The organism is Vibrio sp. Vb1018 (assembly GCF_033338775.1).
GTDB classification, from domain to species: Bacteria; Pseudomonadota; Gammaproteobacteria; order Enterobacterales; family Vibrionaceae; genus Vibrio; species Vibrio alginolyticus.
Genome location: NZ_JAWOTI010000001.1, coordinates 327005 through 348932, shown reverse-complemented (window position 1 = coordinate 348932; position 21928 = coordinate 327005). Strand labels below are relative to the sequence as shown.

Genomic DNA, 21928 nt, shown 5'->3' with positions numbered 1-21928 from the left:
TAAGTTAAACTGTAAGTTTTTCTTACATCAATGGTTAATATTACTCGCTATTTACGATAAGTGATGTCTTTTAAAATGCTCCATATATTAAGGAGTATTGAATGAATGCTGTAAATAAATCTATCCTTTTCATGTTGATGTCTACGTTAAGCTTATCTGTTACTGGACTGTTAGCAAAGCAGTTGTCAGGCGAACTTTCCGTCACACTATTTAGCTTCTTACGTTTTTTGGTGCCTGCGCTTATCTTACTTATCTTACTTCGTGTGAAAAACCTTACCTTTCCTAAAGCGGGCACGCTAAAGCCTATTTTATTGCGTGCTCTTTGTATCGGTTTGTCACAACTTTGCTTTATCGCGTCATTACAAACGTTAACGCTCGTTGAAGGGGTTGTGTTGTTTGCTACTGGCCCATTATTTATTCCCTTGGTTGAAAAGCTGTTCATGAGGGGGCGCATTCGTGTTTCAACATTGGCGGCTTTAGCAATGGCGTTCACTGGTGTGGTTATGTTGGCGGGCGGTGGAAGTGAGATTACATGGCGAGCGGATTTATTGCTCGGCTTGGCTGGTGGACTCTTCAATTCTGGTTCTCAGCTTACGTTATATAAAGTGAGTAAAACAAATATGTCGCCGCTAGAAATCAACTTTTGGGCGTTTGGTTTTGCTGCCGTATTTCTGTTGCCGCTAACTTTGTTTAATGACTTCGACGCGTTACTTAATATGAGTGTTATGGCGCCTGAGATTTCTTCAAATACGCTGTGGATCGGTATGATGTCTCTGATGATCATTAACACCCAAGTTTTTCGCTCCAAAGCATATAAACTGGCAAGCAGTGGCTCTCAACTTGCGCCACTCATTTTTACTAACTTATTGTTCACTGCGGTTTGGCAGAGCCTGTTTTTTGAAGACCGAATGAGTCAAAGTCAAATTGTTGGGATGAGTTTAATAGTGCTCGCAATCATACTGAACACATGTTGGGTTCGTTTTACGGCGCATCGCAGTGGCGGTTTACAAGCGAGAACTTCTTAGTCTGTCGGAAAATGAAGGGGGCAGGTAGATAAATTGGTCGTGTGGTTTGATTTTTCCTGAGTATGGGCTAGCGTCAAGAAAGGTTCAGGGAGAGAAATCATGCTTACGCTAAATTATTACGTCGAAATTTCGGCGACACCGCAACGAGTGTGGGAAGTGCTAACCGATGTTGAGTTGTATAAACGTTGGGCACAAGCCTTTTCACCGCAGTCTCAATTTGAAGGAGCTTGGGAAGAAGGAGGTGGCATCACTTTTTTTGATCCAGATATGGGCGGGACAAGGGCGATCATAGATACGGTGCTACCGCTTCAAAAACTTGAATTTCATCATGTTGCCATTTTTAATCCGGATAATCGTCAACAACTCGATGCTGACCTAGCATCTAGGTGGATCGGATCGCGAGAGATCTACCAGATCGATACCAACAACGATCGTTTACTACTCAATGTTACCATTCATACTCACAACGACTTTGTTTCCATGTTTAATCACGGATGGGAAAAAGCTTTACCCTTGATAAAAGCCATTAGTGAAGAGCAAGCTTAGGGTTCTTGCTTATCTTGGGCTGACGATGCGTTGCCTGAAGGTATACAATAGCACGCAAGATAGCGCACCTAAGAGAGTGGATGATGGAATTTAAAGTTGATACCCATACACATACGTACGCAAGTGGTCACGCGTACAGTACCTTGATTGAAAATGCAAAGTTGGCAAAAGAGAACGGGCTGGATATGTTCTGCACGACCGATCACGCAGAATCAATGCCGGGTGCGCCTCATTACTGGTTCTTCTCTAACCAGAAAATTCTGCCTCGCTTTCTTGAAGGCGTTGCGATTATTCGTGGCGTTGAATCTAACATTATGAATACCGAAGGCGACATTGATATTCCACTGAGTGTGGACCGCAACTTAGATTGGGTGATCGCGAGTTTTCATGAACCCGTTTTTCGTCCTGCAAACAAGCAAACTCACACGGAAGCACTTGTTAATGTCATTCAGAGTGGTCGTATTGATGCGCTCGGTCATCTTGGTAATCCAAATTTCGACTTTGATTTTCAGACCGTTTTAGCGTGCGCGAAAGAGCACAATGTCGCGATTGAAATTAATAACACCACGCTGAAAGGCAACAGCCGAGTAGGCAGCGTAGACCGTTGCCACGAGATTGCACAAATCGGGAAAGATCTCGGTGTTTTCTTCACCACGGGCAGTGACGCGCATTTCTGTCACGATGTTGGTAATCTGGATTTGGTTGGAGAGTTAATGGACAAAGTGGGTATTGATAGCAAGAAAGTGATTACTCACACCGCTCAGCAGTTTTTGTCTTTCTTAGCTTTGAGAGGCCGTAAACCAATTGCAGAATATGACAGCATTCTCAACGCATAAACTTGATTACATTTAAGGTATGCACCCGACGCCAGATTGCTTTACACTGCGACCCGGAAATACTCAACTAAGCTAGTTTTTCGCCTCTTATGGCGTAGGTTGTTTGGGTGAATAAAGCCGACACAGAATTCGGCACTATAAATGGAGAAGTGAAAAATGTTACGTCCTTTAGTCCTAGGGTGTGCGATTGCGTTTGGCTCAACATACGCAATGGCAGAAGCGGTTGATTTAAAACAAAACATGAAACAGATGAAGATGGAATTCAAACAGGCGGCGGAAGCGTCTGATGTTGAAACCATGAAATCTGCGATTGATAGCTTGCAAGCGATTGTTGAACAATCTAAGCGTGGTAATTACCCACCAGAGAAGTTTGATACTTACTTAGAAGGCTTTAACAAGCTGACGGTAACGCTAGATAAGATTGAAGCGGATCTTGATGCAGGCAAGCTACAAGAAGCAAAAGCTCAACTGCGTGAAATCGATAGTCTTCGTGAAGAGTACCACGACAAGCGCAATCCAAGTATTTGGAGCAAGTTGTTCGGCTAATTATCTACTGAGCGGAGCATTTGCTCGTGGCAGTGGATTACGCGTTATCTCTAAGTAATGAATGAACACATTATTAGCCTGCCATTTCGGCGGGCTTTTTTGCGCCTGTCAATCGATGCATTCAAGAAAACTTGTGAGGTAGCAACCACTTATTGATCCTGTTTTTGAGCTACCACTCAGAATTGGTTACGCTGTGTGAAATTTGTTAAGTCACCGTTATGCGTAGATTAATTCCTTTTTACCGCTCGATGTTATTTGCTAGTGCTCTCAGTTGGGTGCTAGTGACGCTGATGCCTGTTATCAATGCTCATGGTAACAGCATGGGTGTGTGGGCGACGCTATGTACGCTTAACGGATTTGAGTTGGTCCAAATAGAAGAGGGCGACAATTCGGTCAGCCACAAAGGCAAGCCTTGTCCGTTTAGCCACTTCTCGACTTTTCATCACGATACACTTCCAACGACACCGATACTTTCAAGACAGAGCTTGGTGACTTCTGACAGCTACGCTTATTTGGCTCTAAGTGTGCGATTTGAAACACCAGTTCCTAGAGCGCCGCCAGTTTCCCTTTTCTCATAACGAAAACAATTACAAGTAAATAAAGCCAACAACACTGCCACTTCGAGCAGTGGTACTCCCAAATCTAAGTCAATTAGCGCTGCATACGAATGCGTATGTGCAGGATGCGTTTGGCTCAATTTGGGTGTTCAACAATGAAAAAAGGAAAATACACATGTTGAGAAACTCGGCAAAGCCTCAACTCAAGGAAGCCTCACGCGCAAAATCCATCTACTTTATGACGTGGCGATGGCACTTCTACGCAGGTTTGTTCGTCATTCCATTTATGCTGATACTTTCCCTCACGGGGTTAGTGATGTTGTTTGATGATGAAATCGAACTGGCTCGATACGAAGCGACATTACAAGTTTCACCACAAGAGCAAATGGTTCCCGTCTCTGCACAATTAGAAACCGTAAAGCAGGCGTATCCCGATTTTAATGTCACTCAATTTGTACCTGCTAAAACGGCCGATATTGCCAACCGATTCTCGATTCAAAACCAAGAAGGCAGCTCGTTGATTGTTGCAGTAAATCCTTATACAGGAGACGTACAGGGCACCATTAATCGTGGTGACAGCATCTATGAACTGATGAACAGCATTCACGGCACGTTGCTCATCGGCGACCTAGGCGACCGTTTAATTGAAATCGCCGCAAGTTTGGGGATTTTGCTGTTGGTGTCTGGTTTGTACCTTTGGGTACCTAGAGACAACGCAAGCCGCGCTGGCTTTTTGAAAATTCGCCTTAACAATGGCCCTCGGATTTTGATGCGTGACCTACATGCGAATTTAGGTGGTGTGCTGTCGATTGTACTGTTGTTCTTTTTGATTTCAGGATTGTCGTGGGCAGGGATCTGGGGAGCGAAAATGGTGCAAGCTTGGAATACCTTCCCAACCTATTACACATGGGGTGAGAAACCGGAATCTACACTGACACACAAAGATCTTAACCACGGTGCTTCAGAAGAGATGCCATGGAACTTAGAGCTCGCTGCTGTGCCAGAATCGAAAGATAAGCCCGCTCATGATCATGCCAACATGAAGGAAGAGATGGCATACGCAGGCAGCCATGATGCGCTCTCTATTGATGATATCATCCTCAAGGCTGAAATGATGGGCTTCACTGGCTATAAGCTGTTTTTACCACGCTCTGAGACGGGCGTTTACACCGTTGCAGCTAACTCTATGGGCGGCGATATTTCCGACCCAAGACAAGATCGCACCAGCCACTTTGACCAATATTCCGGTCGCTTGTTGGTGGACGTCACATGGCAAGATTACAGTTTGTTTGCCAAGTTCATGGCGGCAGGTGTGTCATTGCATCAAGGTGATGTGAGTATATTGAACAAAGTACTCAACGTAGTGTTCTGTTTGATGTTCATCTTAATCTCAATCACAGGCGTGGTGATGTGGTGGATTCGTAGACCAAGTCGCAGTGCCGCATTGGGCGCACCACCTAAGTTTCAGCAAGACGGTATTTGGAAGCTAGGCTTAGTAACGTTGGTTATATTGTGTCTGGCGTTTCCGATGGGCGGTTTGGCAATTGTTACGGTTCTCGCACTGGATTGGCTGTTGTTCAACCGCGTTGAGAAGCTGAAAACGGCGTTGAATTAGTAACAGACAAAGAATGAAATAGTAAAAGAGCCAGCGAAGTGCTGGCTCTTTTTATTTCTGGTAAATCTCCAGCGGCAAGCCATCTGGGTCTTGGAAGAAGGTAAAGGCTTTGCCTGTGAATTCGTCAATACGAATTGGCTCAACTTCAACGTCATTCGATTCTAGGTAGGTTTTCACCTGTTCAACATCATCAACCAAAAAAGCGAGATGCCTTAGCCCTTGTGCTTCAGGAAAGCTCGGTCTCTCTGGTGCGCCCGGAAAGCTAAACAGTTCCACTTGGCTGCCGTCAGGTAAAGCGAGGTCAAGCTTGTATGAGTCTCTGGCTTCACGATAGTTTTCAGCAATGACTTTCAATCCCAACACTTCAGTGTAAAAGCGTTTTGACCTTGGGTAATCGCTGCAAATGATCGCGACGTGATGAATGGCATTAAACATGGTTAGCCTCTTCAAGCATGGTTAGTATCGTCGGAGACTAAATGCTCCTTAACGAAGTCGATAAACACGCGCAGACGAGCAGGCATGTATTTAGTTTGTGCATACTGCATCGCGATAGCGCCGTGGTAGTTACTCTTGATCATCCAATCTGGCAGAACCTCCACCACTTCACCTTGCTCTAACGCGTCTTTGATCACGAAGTCATGGAAGATCCCAATTCCCAAGCCAGACTTAACCCCGTTCAAGCGCATTTGAGAATGGTTGACGGCGTAGCGCCCACTCACGGCAATCGAATGAAAGGCTTCCTCTTTAAAGAACGACCAGATGTTGTCTTTGTCGTTCTCGGCAAGGTAAATGCAGTCGTGCTGTTCAAGCTCAGTGGGGTGCTCAGGCATACCGTGTTTGGTGAGGTAATCTGGAGAGGCACATAAAACGAGATTGGTCTTGCTGATCTCTTTGAGTACCAGATTCTCATCGGGTTTGTCGGTGAGCTTAAACGCGACATCAATACCTTGGCGGAACAGATCGATCTCACCGTCTGCTGCACGCAGCTTAAGCTGTATATTTGGATAACGCTCTAGGAATGGCAACACAAACGGTTGAAGCACCGAATTAAGAAACGCTTCAGGGGCTGCAACTGTGAGCGCACCTGTTGGCTCGGTATGATCTTCTGCAGATAACTCAACGGCTTGCTGCGCGGCATTCACCATTGCAATGCTTTGGTCATAAACCTTTTGTCCTGCTTGAGTGATGATCAACTTACGAGTCGTGCGCTCAAACAGTTTCACCGAGAGGGCTTGTTCCAACCGTGTGATCAACTTACTTAAAGCCGATGGCGTCACGCCGAGTTGTTTGGCTGCAGCGGTAAAACTGCCTTCGTTTACCACTAAGATAAACGAAGCAAGATCAGGAAGTAGGGCAATGAGTTTTGGATTAACCATAATTGTTCAGTTCTGCGCAGCGGAATAACGACATTGTCTGGTACGGTTTCACGAGGTTCAAGTGTCACCGTCTCGCTTTAACGATATTTTGCCAAAAATGCATTGAGCGCAGGCAAGCCAGATTCACCAGTATGGTATTGCTGCCAACAGTGATAAATGGCCGTTTCGTGGTCTGCAATTAACTCGATAGCTTCTCGCTCAGCGATTGAATACTGCTGTGAAGCTTTCACTTCTTCATGCCACTCTCGATACTTAACCTCATAAGGTTCTACCCACTTCAAAAGAGTCGCTACCAACTCTTGCCATGGTAAACCAATCCACTTGGTTGCGTCTGCCAAGCCTTTATCTAGCATCTCTTGGTGTCGACTTTCGATATCCATGCCATTTGTCAGCAGTACCGATTTGAGCTTTTCTGCGGTGAGTTCTTCCACTTCAATCAAGGTTTTCCACAGCGTTTGTTGTTCACTTTGGGTGTAATGGCTCAAGTAGTGGTTGAAAAAAGCGATGCCGTAGATTTCGCCATAGTAGGCAGACAGAACGTTATGAATCATGGTGAGAATCGTGATTTAAACAGGGAATATCGCATTGTAGGAGGGGAAAGTGCGAAGTGTAAATACCAAAATATACTCAAGTGACTTCAAGATACATGGTTCAGAGCGTTGTCACTGATTCCCTATTTATCGAAAGCAAGCAAGGAAAACAACGAAGCGTAATAGCGAGCTCTTTCCAAGTTGTTTGACGAAGAAATTGCTTCAGTGGCACGCTCCCGAAGGGCGAGTTGCCTTGGTTCGCATGCTTCGTTAACAATTTTCGATTTAGAACCACTAGATTTTCAAATTGTTGCCTCGCCTTCAAACCAAGTCATCCTCGCTGAACCAAGCATCTCGAGGTTACTTGAGTATAAATAAAAAAGTGCTGCTGACAGAATTCGAACAGAACTTGTGAGAATTTTATGAGAATTCGATGAAGTTGCTGATAGATTTGCTCGTCATTCTTAGAGGCAAGAACGCAAAACGTTCGAAACGTAATGCTTAACCTACTCAAGTCACGAACAAAGAAGTAAAGCCGTACACATGGGCTTGGGTAGTTCAACCCTCATTAAAGGATGGAATCACAATGAAAAAACGTACCCAACTCGGACTCGTCATGACTTCAGTCGCAATGGCATTAGGCTCTGCATCAGTGAATGCGGCGGAATTGGAAATCACCGTGACAAACGCAACCAAAGGCATCTACTTTACGCCACTTATTGTTGCTGCACATGGCTCTGATCTTCAAATGTTCAGAACGGGTCAAGCAGCAACGCCAGAACTAGAAGCAATGGCAGAAGGCGGTAATATCTCTGGGCTTGCTAGTGTGATTGGTAACGCTGGTGGTGCGGTGGTTGAGAACCCTGCTGGTGGCATTTTGAATCCAGGCGTTGCAACCACCTTCACCTTGGACAGTGGCGACCACGGTTATCTTTCTCTGAGCGCGATGTTGTTGCCAACCAACGATGGCTTTGTCGGTCTAGACAGCTGGAAGATTCCAACGGAAGCGGGTACATACCGAGCAACGCTAAGAAGTTACGATGCCGGAACAGAAGCGAACGATGAACTTGCGTCTAGCATGCCAAACCCACCTTTCATTACCTTTGGTACTGGCGGCACAGGCGTTGAAGCAACAGTAACTAACGATAAAGTTCACGTGCATCCGGGTAACCTTGGTGATAGCGATCCAACTGGCGGCATCAGTGACTTAGACAGCAGTAGTCATCGTTGGTTAAACCCAGTCGCAACCATCACAATCGTTGTGAAGTAAGGGGGGTGTATGAAATACAGAATCTTACTAGTAGCAGCTTCAGTCGGCTTGCTCGCCGGTTGTCCAAGCGATGATGATAATGACGTAGTGAAATCGTACCGCTACACCGTCAACGTTGCGAACTTGACTGCGAATCAACCTATGTCTCCGCTTGCTGTACTCACTCACAATGGTGACTACCAATTGTTTGAAATTGGACAAGCCGCATCCGTTGAACTTGAGCACCTTGCCGAAGGCGGGAGTAACAATGAGCTGATTGAGTTGATGAACAGCAATGACAGTGTTTACCAAGGTATTTCGGGCAATGGATTGGTGTTGCCGGGTGCATCGGACGAAGTCACCATCACGGTTGACCCTAGTCGTTACGGTTACTTGTCTGTGGCGTCTATGTTTGTGAATACCAATGATGCCTTTGTTGGCGAAACGGGGCTATCGCTCAAATCGCTCGCGGTGGGTGAAAGCTATGAAATGAGCATGAACGTTTGGGATTCCGGCACGGAACTGAATGATGAGCTTGCCGAAACCATTCCGGGCCCAGCAGGTGGCGGTGAGGGCTTCAATGCCGCTCGTAATGACAGCAGTGACGTTGTTGCATTCCATGCGGGTGTTGTTAGCCAAGATGATGGATTAGCAAACTCAGCACTCTCTGCGAACCATCGTTTCTTGAACCCAGGTGCGAAAGTCACCATCACTCGAGTCGAGTAACACAGGCTCCGATGACGTCTCCTTTCCAAAGCGCTTGTAGCCGAGCGCTTTATCCCTCATGGCGTCATCGGAACCTTTTTTGAAAGAATTTCTAATTTGTTCCGGTCATGTGCAAAGTGAGGATACTCGAAGGCAAGGAAAGGACCATGGAACAACAGGCAATCAATTTAGTCGCGAACATCTTGTTGGTGGAAGATGACGATGATTTGGCAGAACTGGTTCAGATGCATCTCAAGTTTCAAGGACACCAAGTGTCGCGAGCCACAAATGTCGCCGATGCTAAAACGCAATACCAGCAACAACCCTTTGATTTATTGATCCTTGACCGAGGTTTACCAGATGGTGATGGTCTAGACATTTGCCATTATTTGCGTCAGCAACAAGATTGGAGCCCAGTGCTCATGCTGACAGCCAGAGACGGTGAAATGGACAAGGTTGACGGTTTAGAAGCGGGCGTTGATGACTACATCACTAAGCCATTTAGCGTATTAGAATTCCAAGCACGAGTGCGAAACGTGCTACGCAGAGTCAGCCAAACCGCAGAAGCAAAGGTGGTAAATGAAGTCCTCGACGATGCGATGGATTTTGGTCCGCTGAGAATCATTCCGGAGTTGCACCAAGTATCCCTAAACGACAAAGACGTCACTCTTACCGCGACAGAGTTTACTTTGCTGCAGTTTCTCGCGACTCGTCCGGGCAGAGTCTACAGTAAAGATGAATTGCTCGATCACGTTTGGAACACCAGTCATTCTGGTTATCACCACACTGTGTGTAGCACCATTAACCGTTTACGCAGCAAGTTGTCGTTGTCTGATTCTGATCATCACTTCATTCAAACTGTTTGGGGTGTTGGATATAAGTTTCAGCCAAGACACTAATGCAAGAAAGTAAGTCAAAACATCAAACCAGACAGTAAGTCGGCAGTTGTTTTCACCGTCATTTTTCAATCATCACGGGTGTTGCAAAAACACCGCTGTTTAAGGAGGCGATAGGATGAGCTTCAAATCTCGCTTGGTAGTATTTACTAGCTTGTGGTTCTGCTTCGCGGCGGTGGTGATTGCACTGACTTACAATTGGCAAAAAGAAACCATTGAGTTACGCACTAAGCAAAGCCTGCATAAAGAGCTAGCTAGCCACATGCGTGACGATAATCCGCTGATGATCGGGACGGATTACAACCCTAAAGCACTCAAGTCGATCTTTCACACGCTCATGCTGATCGGCCCTGATTTTGAAATCTACTTCCTCGATAGCCAAGGCAATATCACCACCCATGCAGCACCGGAAGGGGCGGAGATCATGGGGAAGGTGGATCTCAATCCCATTAAGCAATTCTTAAATGACCAACCTTTTCCTATTTTGGGTGAAGACCCACGTAATCGTGGTGAGCACAAAGTCTTTTCTGTCGCTGCGATAGAAGAATTAGGCTCTACGATCGGTTATCTCTACGTGGTGATTGGCAGTACCCGACATGACGCCATTGCCAATGCTCAAGTCGATACTCCTTACATCGCGCTGGCAGGATTGGTCTTAGTGTCCATTTTAGGCTTTGCTCTTGGAGCTTATGTGCTGGTCAAACGTAGCCTATTGAATCCGATTGAGCGCGTGACCAAGCAACTTCAACAGCAAGCTGAACATGATTTCCGCCTGCAACCTGATTTTACTCACCAAGTGCCAGAGCTTGTGCCGATTGCGCACTCTTATCAGATGATGGCGAAGCACATTCAGCAGCAGTTTTTACAGTTGGAGTATCAATCGTCTCATCGTCGTCAAAGCTTGTTGCAGCTTAGTCATGATTTAAAAACGCCGTTATCGAGTGTGCTTGGCTATTTGGAAACGTGGCGTTTGCAACATCCGGAATCTGATCCTTTGATTGATGTCGCTTTCCGAAATTGTGAGAAGCTCTCAACTCAATTACATTCTTTGTTAGACGCCGCGCGCAAAGAAGCTCCAATGCCAAATTACGAGTACCGCCCCGTAGATCTTGGCGTGTTGATGGCAGAATGTGCCGAAACGATGCAGAGCCAGTTTTCTCGTAAAGAAGTGGTGTTGAAAGTGGATATCGATAGCGAAATCCAAACCGTGGGTGATAAAGGTCTTTTAGAGCGGTTGGTGCTTAACTTGCTTGAAAATGCATTGCGCCACAGCCCAATCGGCTCGGAAGTGCATTGCCAAGCGCATTTGAGTGAGGATAAGTCACGTATCCACTTTACCTTCGTCAATCACATCGAGGAAGAAGCGGAGGGCGGTTTTTTGGGGATCGGGACGAAGATTGTTCAATCGATCTTAATGCTTCACCACAGCTATCTTGAGACCAATGCAACCTCCTCTCAGTATCAACAGAAGTTCACACTTCTCGCAATTTAAAGAGAAGTGTGAGACATAAAGTTAATGTTTATTCAATAACACCACATACGACGCGAGCGCCACCACCACCTAGCTTATTTGGGTGATCGGAGTGATTGTCACCACCTGCATGGATCATTAACGCTCGACCTTTTAAATCCGATAATTTTAGGCGAGGAGCGACAACGGGCTGATTGGCATTGCCGTCCATGTCCACATAGAGTGGAGGCAAGTCGCCTAAATGATTGTCATCGGTCCAAGGATAGCCATGCTTCCCTGTGTTGTTAGGATCATAATGGCCACCTGCTGCGCCGCCTAATACGGTTTTGTCATCCTTTTCTATGCTATCGCAAGATGGATTAGTGTGAACATGGAAACCGTGCACACCTGCTGACAAACCTGATAATTGAGGCGTAAAAACAACGCCATAATCACTTTGTGAAATCTCAATGGTACCCGCACTCTCATTGGTGTTGAGAGCAGTCATTTCTACCGTTTTTGCTAGCGCGTTAGGGGCGGCGACAAGAGCGGATGCAACTGAAATGCATAGCAATCCTTTTAACATGGGACCTCCTTCTTTTAGGGTGTACGCTCAAGCACATATTAGTGAAAACCTGTTTTACTTATGTATGTTGAGCGGTGAGTTTATGTCATAGAGTGATGTGTATCACTTTATGGTCTTAAACTGATATCTCGATCCGAAATCAGCTTTCTTTTATTTAGTCTTAACATATTGAGATCGTTAAGATATAAAAAGAATAGACGCCAATCTTAAAATAGCCTGAATATTTTTAAATTAACGCAAAGTTAAATTTTTAATGACTTTATAACAAAGCTCATAATTGTTTTATAAAGAATTTGGTGGAATTGTCCGCAATAAAGAATAGTCAAATTAACGAATATATTAATGTGAACATTGTTGTTTATAGATTTGTGGTCAAACTGTTGCTTATATCATCAAATAAGATAAAAAATTGGAACTAAAGTCACTTAATGGCAGAGGAAAAAATTAAACTCTGATTGTAATGGGTAATAATGTTTTAGTAACAGATAGTTACGCACTTAAAATTAATAATATGGCTAATTTCCGACAAGGATTGAAAAAGATGAAAGACAAGGAATCTATTCAGACTAATAGCAGCCGCCGTAATTTTCTGAAAGGCGCAACAGGAGCTGTTGTTGCTGGTGTGAGTGCTTCCGCTTTCTCAGGCGTAGCTCAAGCACGAGAACAGAAAATTGATTGGAGCAGCCGCGGGCTAGGTAGAAAACACGATAAGCGCTTCTGGCGTAAAGTGCGAAGGCAGTTCGTTTTGGACAAACGAACCACTTACATGAACATTGGTACAACAGGTTCAATGCCAAAACATGTTCTTGAAGATTACGAGCATAACAACAAGCTGGTGGCTAAATATCCTTGGGATATGAAAGGCAAATTTGGCTCTTGGCCGTATGTTTCTGAGATGGTTAAAGACGTCGCACCAGGTTTTGGTGCTAACCCAGAAGAGATCATTCTCAGCCGCAACACTACTGATGGCTTATGCTCGATCATTAATGGCTTACACTTTGAACCAGGTGATGTGATTCTAACGACACACCATGAACATATTGCTGCAACATCACCTATGAACGTAGCGAAACATCGTTTTGGTGTGGATGTGGTAGAAATTCAACTACCAGTATTTACTGGTACTGAAAACGTTTCTGAGCAAGATTACATTCAAGCGTTCCGAGACGCGCTTGATGCGAATCAAAACGTTCGCCTAATTGTTTTCTCTCATATCACATACAAAACAGGAACCGCGCTACCAGCAAAAGCCATTTGTGCTTTAGCAAAAGAGTATGGTGTGCCTACTCTTGTTGATGGCGCGCATACGGTCGGTATGTTTGACCTTGATTTCCACGATATGGATTGTGATTTCTATGCAGGATCTGGTCATAAGTGGCAGTGTGGTCCGGGCGCGACAGGTATTCTGTATGTTCGTGATAATGGTAACCGTTTGAATGAGTATTGGAGTGACCGAGAGAACCCGTTATGGTTGATCAACTCCTCACTTTCTCATGCTGATTACCTGGGTAAACAGCTGCAAATGCAATACATTGGTAACGATAACTATCCTGCGAAACAAGCACTAGTTGATAGTTGCAAAATGTGGGATGAGATTGGTCGAGACCGTATCGAAGAGCGAGTTGTAAGCCTTGGTAGTTTATGTAAAACCTTGCTTCAAGAGTACTTACCACAAGCCAAAATGTATTCACCAAACGTGGAAGGCTTAACCAGTGGCTTAACGACGGTTAATCCGTTCTCCGATGTAACTAATGAAGAGATACTGACGGAATTCCGAGATCGTTTACGTGAAGAGTATGGTTACATCATCCGTACGACTAGCTTTAAGCTGCATAAGGATGATGACTTTGATACTTACGCGCTGCGTATCTCTACACATTTGTTCCATGACGAACAAGATGTGGAAGGGCTCGTAGTGGCGATGACGAATTTGTATTACTCGTCGTTCTAACATCGTTGTTTATCACTCAAGCGCCCATTATTGGGCGCTTTGTGAAAGGTAAGGATATTATTATGTCAGTCATAACATTCAAAAGAACTTTAGCGACGGTGGCGCTCATGGTTACCTCTGTTGCGTCGTCTGCCGCTTGGTCAGACGATTTACAACAAATCCGTGAACGCGGTGTACTGCGTCACATTGGTGTCCCGTACGCTAACTTTGTCTCCTATATTGAACAAGGTGAAGTGGAAACTTTGACTGGCTTGGATGTAGAGATAATAAAAGGTTTTGCCAAGTCGTTAGGTGTTCAGTACCAGTATGTTCCAGCACAGTGGAGCGACGTGGTTGGTAAGTTGACAGGGCAAAATGTGCAATATCACAACAAGCAGGCTGTTGTCGGAGAAAGTGTTCCAATTGAAGGCGATTTGATCGCAAATGGCGTTACTATTCTTGATTGGCGCTCTGAGGTTGTCGATTTTTCACAAGATTATTTTCCTTCAGGTGTATGGTTGGTTTCCAGATCCGACTCTAGTCTGAGCCCGATTAAACCAAGTGGGTCGGTCGATGAAGATGTTAAAAACGTCAAGCAGCTGATCGATGGTCGCGAAGTGTTAGCTTTAGAACATTCTTGCTTGGATCCTAACCTTTATGACTTATATGACACAGGTGCAAAAGTTATATTACCTGATGGGGCGCGTCTCCTTAATGAGATGGTTCCAGCGATAATGAAAAATGATGCGGAAAGCACATTATTAGATGTTGCGGATACGCTAATTGCCCTCGAAAAATGGCCGGGTGAAATAAAAGTCATTGGCCCTATATCTGAAAATCAAAAAATGGCTGTTGCATTTCGTAAAAATTCCCCTGAATTACGCAAAGCATTTGATCGTTATTTAGACTCGATAAAAAAAGACGGTTCATACGAAAAACTAGTAAAAAAATACTATCCATCTATTTACTACTTTTATAACGATTACTTTATAGAAGATAAAAAGAAAGTCCGATGAATAAGGCCGTTAAAAAATTTTCCAGTAAAAGATTTATTACAATAAGCGCAATATTAGTTTCAATTTACTTAGCTATGCTTATTACTGTGACTAGCGTAGGTCAAAATAAATTAAAAGAATCTCAATACAGAGAACTAGATTTAAAAGTAAAAAGTTATGCAAGCACACTCGATAATTTATTTACCATAGCGAGTGAAGATGTTGATAATCTAGCTACAGATAAAACAATACAAACATTCTTTGGTAATTTAGCTTCTGGCATGTCAATGGAGTATGGATTAGGTGCCAGTCTAATTAATTTAAAGCGTCGCTTCGATGAGAAGATAGACAGTAAGCTAATTAATAGCAGCCAAATCTATAAGAAGCTCACGCTGGTAGGCAGTGATGGAGTCACCATTGTCACCACTGGATCTGAAAACCTTGCCGAGCACAAAATGGACATACAAACCTTAATGACTCAACACGGGCATCCCGAAGAGGTTTGTGCGACGCGATACAATGATGACGTTCGCATTCAAGTCATTAAGCAAGTTAAGTTCTCCGGAAAGCCTGTTGCCTTTTTAATTGCCGATCTTAATAAGAATATTGTTATTGACCAACTTACTAACCAAGAACACGAAGATAGTTATAGCCGAATGGTGCTAAAAATAAAAGACGTGGAAATGGTTGTATGGGATACCATAAATAAAACCCCTTCTCACAATAAGGATGAGAACTATTTCGTTTCTGAGGCTATAGACGGAAAAATTTACTTTGAAGTGCCTGTGGATAAACATCACTTCAAATTGATGGCGTGGTTCGAGCCTTTGAGTGAACGAGATATATTTACATCACGGCTCTTTATTATTGGTTTGAGTATTCTCGCCGTTATGATCGTCATTGCTTTATGTTATGCATTCATCACGAACAATAATAGGATTGAATTGAAAATTAAGCTTGAGGAAGAAAAAAAGCGTAAAGATATTCTTTCTAAACAGAATAAAAAATTAACGAACGAAATTGAACGTCGAAAAGCGTCTGAAAAAGAACTCGCCTTCCAAGCTAAATATGACACATTAACCAATTTACCTAATCGTAGTTATGGTTCCGAGCGATTGGCTTTGGAGTTAATTAGGGCATCGCGTAGTGGGTCTAAAGTTTTGGTGATGTTCATCGACTTAGACCACTTTAAGCAGATTAACGATTCAATGGGACACTTTGTTGGGGATGAAATCCTTAAACTCAGTGCTCAGCGACTGTATCAAGTCGCAAGAAAAACAGACTTATTGGCGAGAATTGGTGGGGATGAGTTTTTACTCGTCATCCCAGACTTGCCTGATAATGATACTGCAAAGCGAGTTGCTTCAAGTGTGCTTTCGGCGTTTAACGATCCGTTTGTTTGGAACAACCATGAATTCTTCTTGAGTAGCAGCGTTGGAATGTCTGTGTTCCCGGATGACGGAGACAACGCTGAGCAGCTCCTTGCATGTGCTGATATGGCAATGTATCGGGCGAAACAAGATGGGCGTGATGGCTTTTGTTTTTATAACCATAATATGAACCAAGATTTGCAACGCTATTTGGATCTGGAAAATCGTCTGAGAAGTGCGATCTCCAATCAGTTGTTAGAACTGTATTATCAGCCAATTATTGAGCTGAGTAGTGGTAAAATCGTAGGGGCAGAAGCGCTAATGCGTTGGAATGATGACAAGTACGGATTCGTAAACCCTGAAGAGTTTATCTCTATTGCAGAGAAAAATGGTTTAATTCATCAAATTGGTGAGTTTGCTATTCAACAAGCGTGTCGACAAGCGGCACAATGGCAAAGTCTGACTCCGTTGTTTGTTTCTGTAAACTTTTCTAGTGTTCAATTTAGGTACTGCGAGCGCTTACTTACGTTTATTAAACACAGCCTTGAGGAGTCTGGTCTTCCGTCAAATAAGTTCGATATTGAAGTGACAGAAAGTCTCCTCTTCAATCACGATTCTGAGCTATTAGACATGCTTAATAACTTACGAGCGTTAGACACCAAACTTACTATTGATGATTTTGGTACTGGTTATTCTGCGCTGAGTTACTTGCAGAAGTTTCCGTTCGACCGCTTAAAGATTGATCGTAGCTTTATGCAAAATATGTTCGAGAACGACTCAGACCGCGAGCTTGTCAACGTAATCATAGCAATGGCGAAAGCGCTGGATCTTAAGATCGTCGCAGAAGGCATCGAAGAACAGCGTCATGTGGATTACCTGAAAAACCTAAACTGTGAGTTCGGACAAGGTTTCCACTATAGCCGACCATTACCTGCTAAGGACTTTGAAGCACTTTTGGCTAAGCCTACCTGGCTATAATTCCTTTTATAACAACCTCATAGAAAAGCATTAATTGAATTTGTGCCTAGGATTCATTAATGCTTTTCCACCTTAAGGTATAATCCTTCCTCCTTCCTTGAATTACACTACAATTAATTGATGAGTGATAGCCCGTGACGCCCGTCACATAAAGGCTCAACCTAATTCTAAACGAGTAAATACTCGCCAAAATAACTAGGAAGGAATTTCAAATGTCTTCTGCATTCTACCAACAGATTCAGCAGCAAATCGAAGAAGTAAAGGCGGAAGGCCTTTACAAATCAGAGCGTGTCATTACGTCTCAACAGCAAGCGGCTGTTAAAATCTCTACTGGTGAAGAAGTACTAAACTTCTGTGCGAACAACTACCTTGGCCTTGCCAACCACCCGGCACTTATCGAAGCGGGTAAAGCAGGCATGGACGAGCACGGCTTTGGTATGGCTTCAGTACGTTTTATCTGTGGTACGCAAGACATCCACAAAGAGCTTGAGCAGAAGCTTTCTAAGTTCCTAGGTAAAGAAGATACGATTCTTTACACATCATGTTTCGACGCAAACGCGGGCCTATTTGAAACTATTCTAGGCAAAGAAGACGCAATCATCTCTGACGCTTTAAACCACGCGTCAATCATCGACGGTGTTCGTCTATGTAAAGCGATGCGTTTCCGCTACTCAAACAACAACATGGAAGAGCTAGAGCAACAACTGATCGCTGCGAAAGAAGCAGGTGCTCGCCACATTCTTATCGTAACGGACGGTGTGTTCTCAATGGACGGCGTAGTAGCAAACCTTCCGGCTATCTGTGACCTAGCAGAGAAGTACGGCGCATTGACTATGGTTGATGACTCTCACGCTGTTGGCTTCATGGGCAAAACAGGTGCAGGTACGCACGAGCACCACAACGTGGTTGACCGTATCGACATCATCACTGGTACGCTAGGCAAAGCAATGGGTGGCGCTTCAGGCGGTTACACATCTGGTAAAGCGGAAGTGATTGACTGGCTACGTCAGCGTTCTCGTCCATACCTATTCTCTAACTCTGTTGCACCAGCAATCGTAAGCGCTTCTATCCGCGTTCTAGATCTACTAGAAGAGAGCGGTGACCTACGTGATCGTCTATGGGAAAACGCAGCACACTTCCGTACTCGCATGGAAGACGCTGGTTTCACAATGGGTGGTGCGGACCACGCAATCATTCCAATCATGCTTGGTGACGCAAAAGTAGCAGCAGAATTCGCAGAGCGCGCTCTAGAGAAAGGCATCTACGTAATCGGCTTCTCATTCCCTGTTGTACCAAAAGGTCAAGCGCGTATCCGTACTCAAATGTCTGCGGCGCACTCTCGTGAGCAACTAGACCGTGCAATCGACGCGTTCATCCAAGTCGGTAAGGACATGGGTCTTATTTAAGATTCTAGGCCTTAGACAATAGGGCCTTTAATTAAGGTTACATTATGAAAATTAAAGCATTATCAAAGCTAAAGCCTGAAGAAGGCATCTGGATGACTGAGGTTGATAAACCTGAAGTTGGCCATAACGACATTCTGATCAAAATTAAGAAAACCGCTATCTGTGGTACAGACGTACACATCTACAATTGGGACGAATGGTCACAAAAGACAATTCCAGTGCCTATGGTTGTTGGTCACGAATACGTGGGTGAAGTGGTTGCGATTGGTCAGGAAGTTCGTGGCTTTGAAATCGGTGACCGCGTATCTGGCGAAGGTCACATCACGTGTGGTCATTGTCGTAACTGTCGTGGCGGCCGTACTCACCTATGCCGTAACACGATTGGTGTGGGCGTTAACCGCGAAGGTGCATTCGCAGAATACCTAGTTATCCCAGCGTTCAACGCGTTCAAGATCCCTGAAGGCATCTCTGACGATCTAGCGTCTATCTTTGACCCGTTTGGTAACGCAGTACACACAGCACTTTCTTTCGACCTAGTAGGCGAAGACGTGCTTATCACAGGTGCTGGCCCAATCGGTATCATGGCAGCAGCGGTTGCTAAACACGTTGGTGCTCGCCACGTAGTGATCACAGACGTGAACGAATACCGTCTAGAACTTGCTCGTAAGATGGGTGTAACACGCGCAGTAAACGTGGCTGAAGAGAAGCTAGAAGACGTAATGGCTGAGCTAGGCATGACAGAAGGCTTCGACGTTGGTCTAGAAATGTCTGGTAATCCAGCAGCATTCAACTCAATGCTAACCACAATGAACCACGGTGGTCGCATTGCACTACTAGGTATTCCACCGTCAGACATGGGTATCGACTGGAACCAAGTTATCTTCAAAGGCTTGGTGATCAAAGGTATCTACGGTCGCGAAATGTTCGAAACTTGGTACAAGATGGCTTCACTGATCCAATCTGGTCTGGATCTATCGCCAATCATCACGCACCACTACAAGATTGATGACTTCCAAGAAGGCTTCGATGTAATGCGCAGCGGTATGTCAGGCAAAGTTATTCTTGATTGGGAATAACTTATTAAAGTAAGAAATGCGCTCCTTTTTGGGGCGCATTTTTGTTTCATGAAGATTCTTGTTTCGGGAAGAAATGGTCGCCAATCTTTTCTAAACTTCTCGTGTCGTTCTGCTACTTTTTTTAGATTTTTTCCACTCAACTTCACCCTACCTTCTAACTCATTGTCGATTCTGTATTTGGAATAAGATAATAACCATTTGTTTTTAGTGGTTATTTTTTAGCATTACATGCTTAAAAATCGTCACTTTTAAGTTTAATATTTTTATTTGCTGTTCGTCTTTATCCTTATCCTGCTTCTTTTTATTGTTTTACATTTTATATGCATTTGGTTTGTCATAATTGAGCTATAACTAATAAAAAGGTTACCGATATACAGTGGAATGTAAAAATGGAGCTTTATATGAAAAGATTTTATCTGATGATGCCTCTGCTCTTAACCTCATTTAGTTGGCAAGCGAATGGAGCGTCAGTGAGCGGTACGATTGATGTTTCAATTAACCTTGTACAAGGTTGTGTGATTAATGGAAATAATGCGGTAGATGCAGCTTCTGGCGTTGGCTTTGGCTCACTCGCCTTTGGAGACGTGCCTGCAATCTTCAGTGAACAAGATGGTGTGGTAAATGGTGGTAGTGCGACGGGTATTGAAGTGCTTTGTAGTAATGGTGTGACACCGACGTTTACATTGGGCACCGGATTGTATGATGCAAGTGCGACCGTTGGTACCTACGCGATGTCAAATGGCGCGCAATTTATTGATTATACGTTGTTTACCGACTCAGACCGAAGCACACAAATTATACAAGGTGGGACGGTAGCTCTGTCTGAATTTACTAGTGCAACATCGCAAACTATTGAGCTTTTTGCGAAAGCTTACGGTACGAGCAGCATTGCCGGTACATACTCCGATACCATCAGTGTGACGCTAAGCTGGTAAAACGTGACGCTGGTTGTTAGGGGCTTTTCACTTGTCGCGATGAGTTTGTGTTCTTTAACTGTGCTGGCTGATGCGACACAAACTTTTCAGGTGTCTGCCACCGTAGATACAGGTTGTTTGATTAACGGCGCAGTACAAGAAGAAAGCGCAACCCAAGCCGGGCAAATAGGCACGTTAGATTTTGGTGAGCATTCTTCAGTTTACGTGACGGAAGTACAAGGCAGCATCACTTACAGTTCATCACTCACATTAAGTTGTACTCCGGGTATTACGATGAATGTTTCCGTAAATGGCGGGATGAATGCATCGGATGGTGTACGTAAGCTAAAGCACAGTGAAGAAGCGACAACGGTAGATTACTTTTTGTTTCAGGATCTAAATTATACGCAGGTGCTTGATATTGACACGCAATATTCCGTCGATACTGACCAAGACCCAGATAATATTCAGTTTCCTATCTGGGCAAAGGCGACAATAAATGGGAATGAAATGGCTGGAATTTATATGGATACGCTTACGCTGACATTAGAGTGGTAAGTGAACTTTGGAGGGGTGAAATGGAATTCATACTCAAAAAACTATTATTAATAACCTTCCTTTTTGTTTTTTTCTCAAATGCCAACGCTAACTCATTATTAATTTGGCCGATTTACCCCAAAATATCAGAGGAGAGTAATGCAACATCACTTTGGATGGTAAATAAAGGCAGTGTTGATTCTTATTTACAGGTGAGAATTTTTAAGTGGGAACAAAACGAAGGAGAAGATAGTTATTCAAGTCAAAGCCAGTTAATTGCAACCCCTCCGTTTGTCAAAATTGAACCAGGTGAAAAGCAGTTAATCCGCATCATCAACCAAGATGAAGCCTCTGCGGGTAAGGAGTATGCATACCGAGTGATCATAGATGAATTACCGCCAACTCAAAACCCTCAAACAGAATTGACGGAAAATGAACTCGCTGTAAAAGTCCGAATGCGTTACTCGATACCTTTGTTTATTTACGGGAAAGGGCTGACTGATACTCAAAAACCAAACCGTGACAGTGAATTATGGGATGATTTACAGGCACAGTTTATTAAGAAAAATAATCAGCGTTTTGTTCACATTAAAAATTCAGGAAAACACCATGTTCGCTTAGTGAATTTACAATTGAACCTACCAAATAAAGATCCTGTCGTTATTTCCGATGGACTAGCTGGCTATATTCTTCCTGAACAGTATAAGGTTTGGTCTATTCCCCATAGTAATGTCAGACCTATGAGTTTGAGCGCGAATATTGGAGGTAAACGTTACCAAATACCATTGAAGCAATAATGAATAGA

22 protein-coding genes are annotated in these 21928 nt (G+C 44.0%); 18 read left to right on the top strand and 4 right to left on the bottom strand.

Annotated elements, in window-relative coordinates; all coding sequences use genetic code 11:
• Positions 1-101: 101 nt before the first annotated feature.
• The 6 genes from R7Z10_RS01430 (at position 102) to R7Z10_RS01405 (ending at position 5125) form a co-directional block, all read left to right on the top strand.
• A complete protein-coding gene (locus R7Z10_RS01430) occupies positions 102-1025 on the top strand; it encodes a DMT family transporter (protein WP_053307934.1) in 924 nt (307 codons plus the stop codon).
• A 99-nt stretch (positions 1026-1124) separates the two neighbouring features.
• Positions 1125-1571 (top strand): SRPBCC domain-containing protein, encoded by a 447-nt coding sequence (locus tag R7Z10_RS01425; protein ID WP_005375065.1) that lies wholly within the window; start codon positions 1125-1127, stop codon positions 1569-1571.
• Between the two features lie 83 nt (positions 1572-1654).
• The gene (locus R7Z10_RS01420; protein ID WP_005375066.1) at positions 1655-2407 is read left to right on the top strand and encodes a phosphatase; all 753 of its coding nucleotides are present in this window, start codon (positions 1655-1657) and stop codon (positions 2405-2407) included.
• A 156-nt stretch (positions 2408-2563) separates the two neighbouring features.
• A complete protein-coding gene (locus tag R7Z10_RS01415) occupies positions 2564-2953 on the top strand; it encodes a cytochrome b562 (RefSeq protein ID WP_021035869.1) in 390 nt (129 codons plus the stop codon).
• A gap of 218 nt (positions 2954-3171) precedes the next feature.
• Entirely contained in the window at positions 3172-3531 is a 360-nt protein-coding gene (locus R7Z10_RS01410; RefSeq protein WP_080276971.1) for a hypothetical protein, read from the top strand.
• A 154-nt stretch (positions 3532-3685) separates the two neighbouring features.
• Complete coding sequence (locus R7Z10_RS01405; protein WP_318103730.1) at positions 3686-5125, top strand: PepSY domain-containing protein; 1440 nt, start codon at positions 3686-3688, stop codon at positions 5123-5125.
• Positions 5126-5176: 51 nt separating this feature from the next.
• Here the strand turns inward: R7Z10_RS01405 and R7Z10_RS01400 are convergent, their stop codons facing one another.
• From R7Z10_RS01400 to R7Z10_RS01390, 3 genes are all read right to left on the bottom strand, one after another.
• The gene (locus tag R7Z10_RS01400; RefSeq protein WP_020195776.1) at positions 5177-5560 is read right to left on the bottom strand and encodes a VOC family protein; all 384 of its coding nucleotides are present in this window, start codon (positions 5558-5560) and stop codon (positions 5177-5179) included.
• A gap of 11 nt (positions 5561-5571) precedes the next feature.
• A complete protein-coding gene (locus tag R7Z10_RS01395) occupies positions 5572-6501 on the bottom strand; it encodes a LysR family transcriptional regulator (protein ID WP_318103726.1) in 930 nt (309 codons plus the stop codon).
• Positions 6502-6578: 77 nt separating this feature from the next.
• Positions 6579-7052 carry a hypothetical protein gene (locus tag R7Z10_RS01390; RefSeq protein ID WP_161445705.1) on the bottom strand — a complete coding sequence of 158 codons (474 nt, stop codon included), beginning with the start codon at positions 7050-7052 and terminating at the stop codon, positions 6579-6581.
• A 565-nt stretch (positions 7053-7617) separates the two neighbouring features.
• Between R7Z10_RS01390 and R7Z10_RS01385 the strand changes: the two genes are divergently transcribed.
• The 4 genes from R7Z10_RS01385 (at position 7618) to R7Z10_RS01370 (ending at position 11373) form a co-directional block, all read left to right on the top strand.
• Complete coding sequence (locus tag R7Z10_RS01385) at positions 7618-8301, top strand: spondin domain-containing protein (RefSeq protein ID WP_318103722.1); 684 nt, start codon at positions 7618-7620, stop codon at positions 8299-8301.
• Between the two features lie 9 nt (positions 8302-8310).
• Complete coding sequence (locus tag R7Z10_RS01380; protein ID WP_213910492.1) at positions 8311-9006, top strand: spondin domain-containing protein; 696 nt, start codon at positions 8311-8313, stop codon at positions 9004-9006.
• A 146-nt stretch (positions 9007-9152) separates the two neighbouring features.
• Positions 9153-9884, top strand: coding sequence for a response regulator transcription factor (locus R7Z10_RS01375; RefSeq protein ID WP_171344182.1), 732 nt, complete (start codon positions 9153-9155; stop codon positions 9882-9884).
• Between the two features lie 115 nt (positions 9885-9999).
• Positions 10000-11373: a HAMP domain-containing sensor histidine kinase gene (locus R7Z10_RS01370; RefSeq protein ID WP_318103719.1), complete on the top strand. Its 1374-nt coding sequence runs from the start codon at positions 10000-10002 to the stop codon at positions 11371-11373.
• A gap of 28 nt (positions 11374-11401) precedes the next feature.
• Here R7Z10_RS01370 and R7Z10_RS01365 read toward each other — a convergent pair whose 3' ends face one another.
• Positions 11402-11917: a superoxide dismutase family protein gene (locus R7Z10_RS01365; RefSeq protein WP_017635497.1), complete on the bottom strand. Its 516-nt coding sequence runs from the start codon at positions 11915-11917 to the stop codon at positions 11402-11404.
• 541 nt (positions 11918-12458) lie between these two features.
• Here R7Z10_RS01365 and R7Z10_RS01360 point away from each other — a divergent pair.
• The 8 genes from R7Z10_RS01360 to R7Z10_RS01325 all read left to right on the top strand — a co-directional run bounded on the left by R7Z10_RS01360 (position 12459) and on the right by R7Z10_RS01325 (position 21920).
• The gene (locus R7Z10_RS01360; RefSeq protein WP_005375092.1) at positions 12459-13868 is read left to right on the top strand and encodes an aminotransferase class V-fold PLP-dependent enzyme; all 1410 of its coding nucleotides are present in this window, start codon (positions 12459-12461) and stop codon (positions 13866-13868) included.
• Positions 13869-13930: 62 nt separating this feature from the next.
• Entirely contained in the window at positions 13931-14863 is a 933-nt protein-coding gene (locus R7Z10_RS01355; protein ID WP_005375093.1) for a transporter substrate-binding domain-containing protein, read from the top strand.
• Positions 14860-17190 carry an EAL domain-containing protein gene (locus tag R7Z10_RS01350; protein ID WP_318103717.1) on the top strand — a complete coding sequence of 777 codons (2331 nt, stop codon included), beginning with the start codon at positions 14860-14862 and terminating at the stop codon, positions 17188-17190. The genes R7Z10_RS01355 and R7Z10_RS01350 overlap by 4 nt, the downstream gene beginning before the upstream one ends.
• Positions 17191-17402: 212 nt before the next feature.
• Positions 17403-18596: a glycine C-acetyltransferase gene (locus R7Z10_RS01345; RefSeq protein ID WP_005375095.1), complete on the top strand. Its 1194-nt coding sequence runs from the start codon at positions 17403-17405 to the stop codon at positions 18594-18596.
• Between the two features lie 44 nt (positions 18597-18640).
• Positions 18641-19672, top strand: a complete 1032-nt coding sequence (tdh, locus tag R7Z10_RS01340; RefSeq protein WP_005383983.1) for an L-threonine 3-dehydrogenase — start codon at positions 18641-18643, stop codon at positions 19670-19672.
• Positions 19673-20061: 389 nt separating this feature from the next.
• Positions 20062-20607 carry a spore coat U domain-containing protein gene (locus tag R7Z10_RS01335; RefSeq protein ID WP_021035866.1) on the top strand — a complete coding sequence of 182 codons (546 nt, stop codon included), beginning with the start codon at positions 20062-20064 and terminating at the stop codon, positions 20605-20607.
• A 39-nt stretch (positions 20608-20646) separates the two neighbouring features.
• Positions 20647-21144 carry a spore coat U domain-containing protein gene (locus R7Z10_RS01330; RefSeq protein WP_005383978.1) on the top strand — a complete coding sequence of 166 codons (498 nt, stop codon included), beginning with the start codon at positions 20647-20649 and terminating at the stop codon, positions 21142-21144.
• Positions 21145-21164: 20 nt separating this feature from the next.
• Positions 21165-21920, top strand: coding sequence for a molecular chaperone (locus R7Z10_RS01325; protein ID WP_170889972.1), 756 nt, complete (start codon positions 21165-21167; stop codon positions 21918-21920).
• The last annotated feature ends 8 nt before the right edge of the window (positions 21921-21928 follow it).

Coding starts and splice junctions, on each gene's coding strand:
- R7Z10_RS01325 (WP_170889972.1), top strand. CDS start 21,165: ATGGAATTCATACTCAAAAAACTATTATTAATAACCTTCCTTTTTGTT.
- R7Z10_RS01395 (WP_318103726.1), bottom strand. CDS start 6,501: ATGGTTAATCCAAAACTCATTGCCCTACTTCCTGATCTTGCTTCGTTT.
- R7Z10_RS01365 (WP_017635497.1), bottom strand. CDS start 11,917: ATGTTAAAAGGATTGCTATGCATTTCAGTTGCATCCGCTCTTGTCGCC.
- R7Z10_RS01350 (WP_318103717.1), top strand. CDS start 14,860: ATGAATAAGGCCGTTAAAAAATTTTCCAGTAAAAGATTTATTACAATA.
- R7Z10_RS01390 (WP_161445705.1), bottom strand. CDS start 7,052: ATGATTCATAACGTTCTGTCTGCCTACTATGGCGAAATCTACGGCATC.
- R7Z10_RS01330 (WP_005383978.1), top strand. CDS start 20,647: ATGAGTTTGTGTTCTTTAACTGTGCTGGCTGATGCGACACAAACTTTT.
- R7Z10_RS01415 (WP_021035869.1), top strand. CDS start 2,564: ATGTTACGTCCTTTAGTCCTAGGGTGTGCGATTGCGTTTGGCTCAACA.
- R7Z10_RS01410 (WP_080276971.1), top strand. CDS start 3,172: ATGCGTAGATTAATTCCTTTTTACCGCTCGATGTTATTTGCTAGTGCT.
- R7Z10_RS01400 (WP_020195776.1), bottom strand. CDS start 5,560: ATGTTTAATGCCATTCATCACGTCGCGATCATTTGCAGCGATTACCCA.
- tdh (WP_005383983.1), top strand. CDS start 18,641: ATGAAAATTAAAGCATTATCAAAGCTAAAGCCTGAAGAAGGCATCTGG.
- R7Z10_RS01405 (WP_318103730.1), top strand. CDS start 3,686: ATGTTGAGAAACTCGGCAAAGCCTCAACTCAAGGAAGCCTCACGCGCA.
- R7Z10_RS01420 (WP_005375066.1), top strand. CDS start 1,655: ATGGAATTTAAAGTTGATACCCATACACATACGTACGCAAGTGGTCAC.
- R7Z10_RS01425 (WP_005375065.1), top strand. CDS start 1,125: ATGCTTACGCTAAATTATTACGTCGAAATTTCGGCGACACCGCAACGA.
- R7Z10_RS01385 (WP_318103722.1), top strand. CDS start 7,618: ATGAAAAAACGTACCCAACTCGGACTCGTCATGACTTCAGTCGCAATG.
- R7Z10_RS01355 (WP_005375093.1), top strand. CDS start 13,931: ATGTCAGTCATAACATTCAAAAGAACTTTAGCGACGGTGGCGCTCATG.
- R7Z10_RS01430 (WP_053307934.1), top strand. CDS start 102: ATGAATGCTGTAAATAAATCTATCCTTTTCATGTTGATGTCTACGTTA.
- R7Z10_RS01345 (WP_005375095.1), top strand. CDS start 17,403: ATGTCTTCTGCATTCTACCAACAGATTCAGCAGCAAATCGAAGAAGTA.
- R7Z10_RS01375 (WP_171344182.1), top strand. CDS start 9,153: ATGGAACAACAGGCAATCAATTTAGTCGCGAACATCTTGTTGGTGGAA.
- R7Z10_RS01335 (WP_021035866.1), top strand. CDS start 20,062: ATGGAGCTTTATATGAAAAGATTTTATCTGATGATGCCTCTGCTCTTA.
- R7Z10_RS01370 (WP_318103719.1), top strand. CDS start 10,000: ATGAGCTTCAAATCTCGCTTGGTAGTATTTACTAGCTTGTGGTTCTGC.
- R7Z10_RS01360 (WP_005375092.1), top strand. CDS start 12,459: ATGAAAGACAAGGAATCTATTCAGACTAATAGCAGCCGCCGTAATTTT.
- R7Z10_RS01380 (WP_213910492.1), top strand. CDS start 8,311: ATGAAATACAGAATCTTACTAGTAGCAGCTTCAGTCGGCTTGCTCGCC.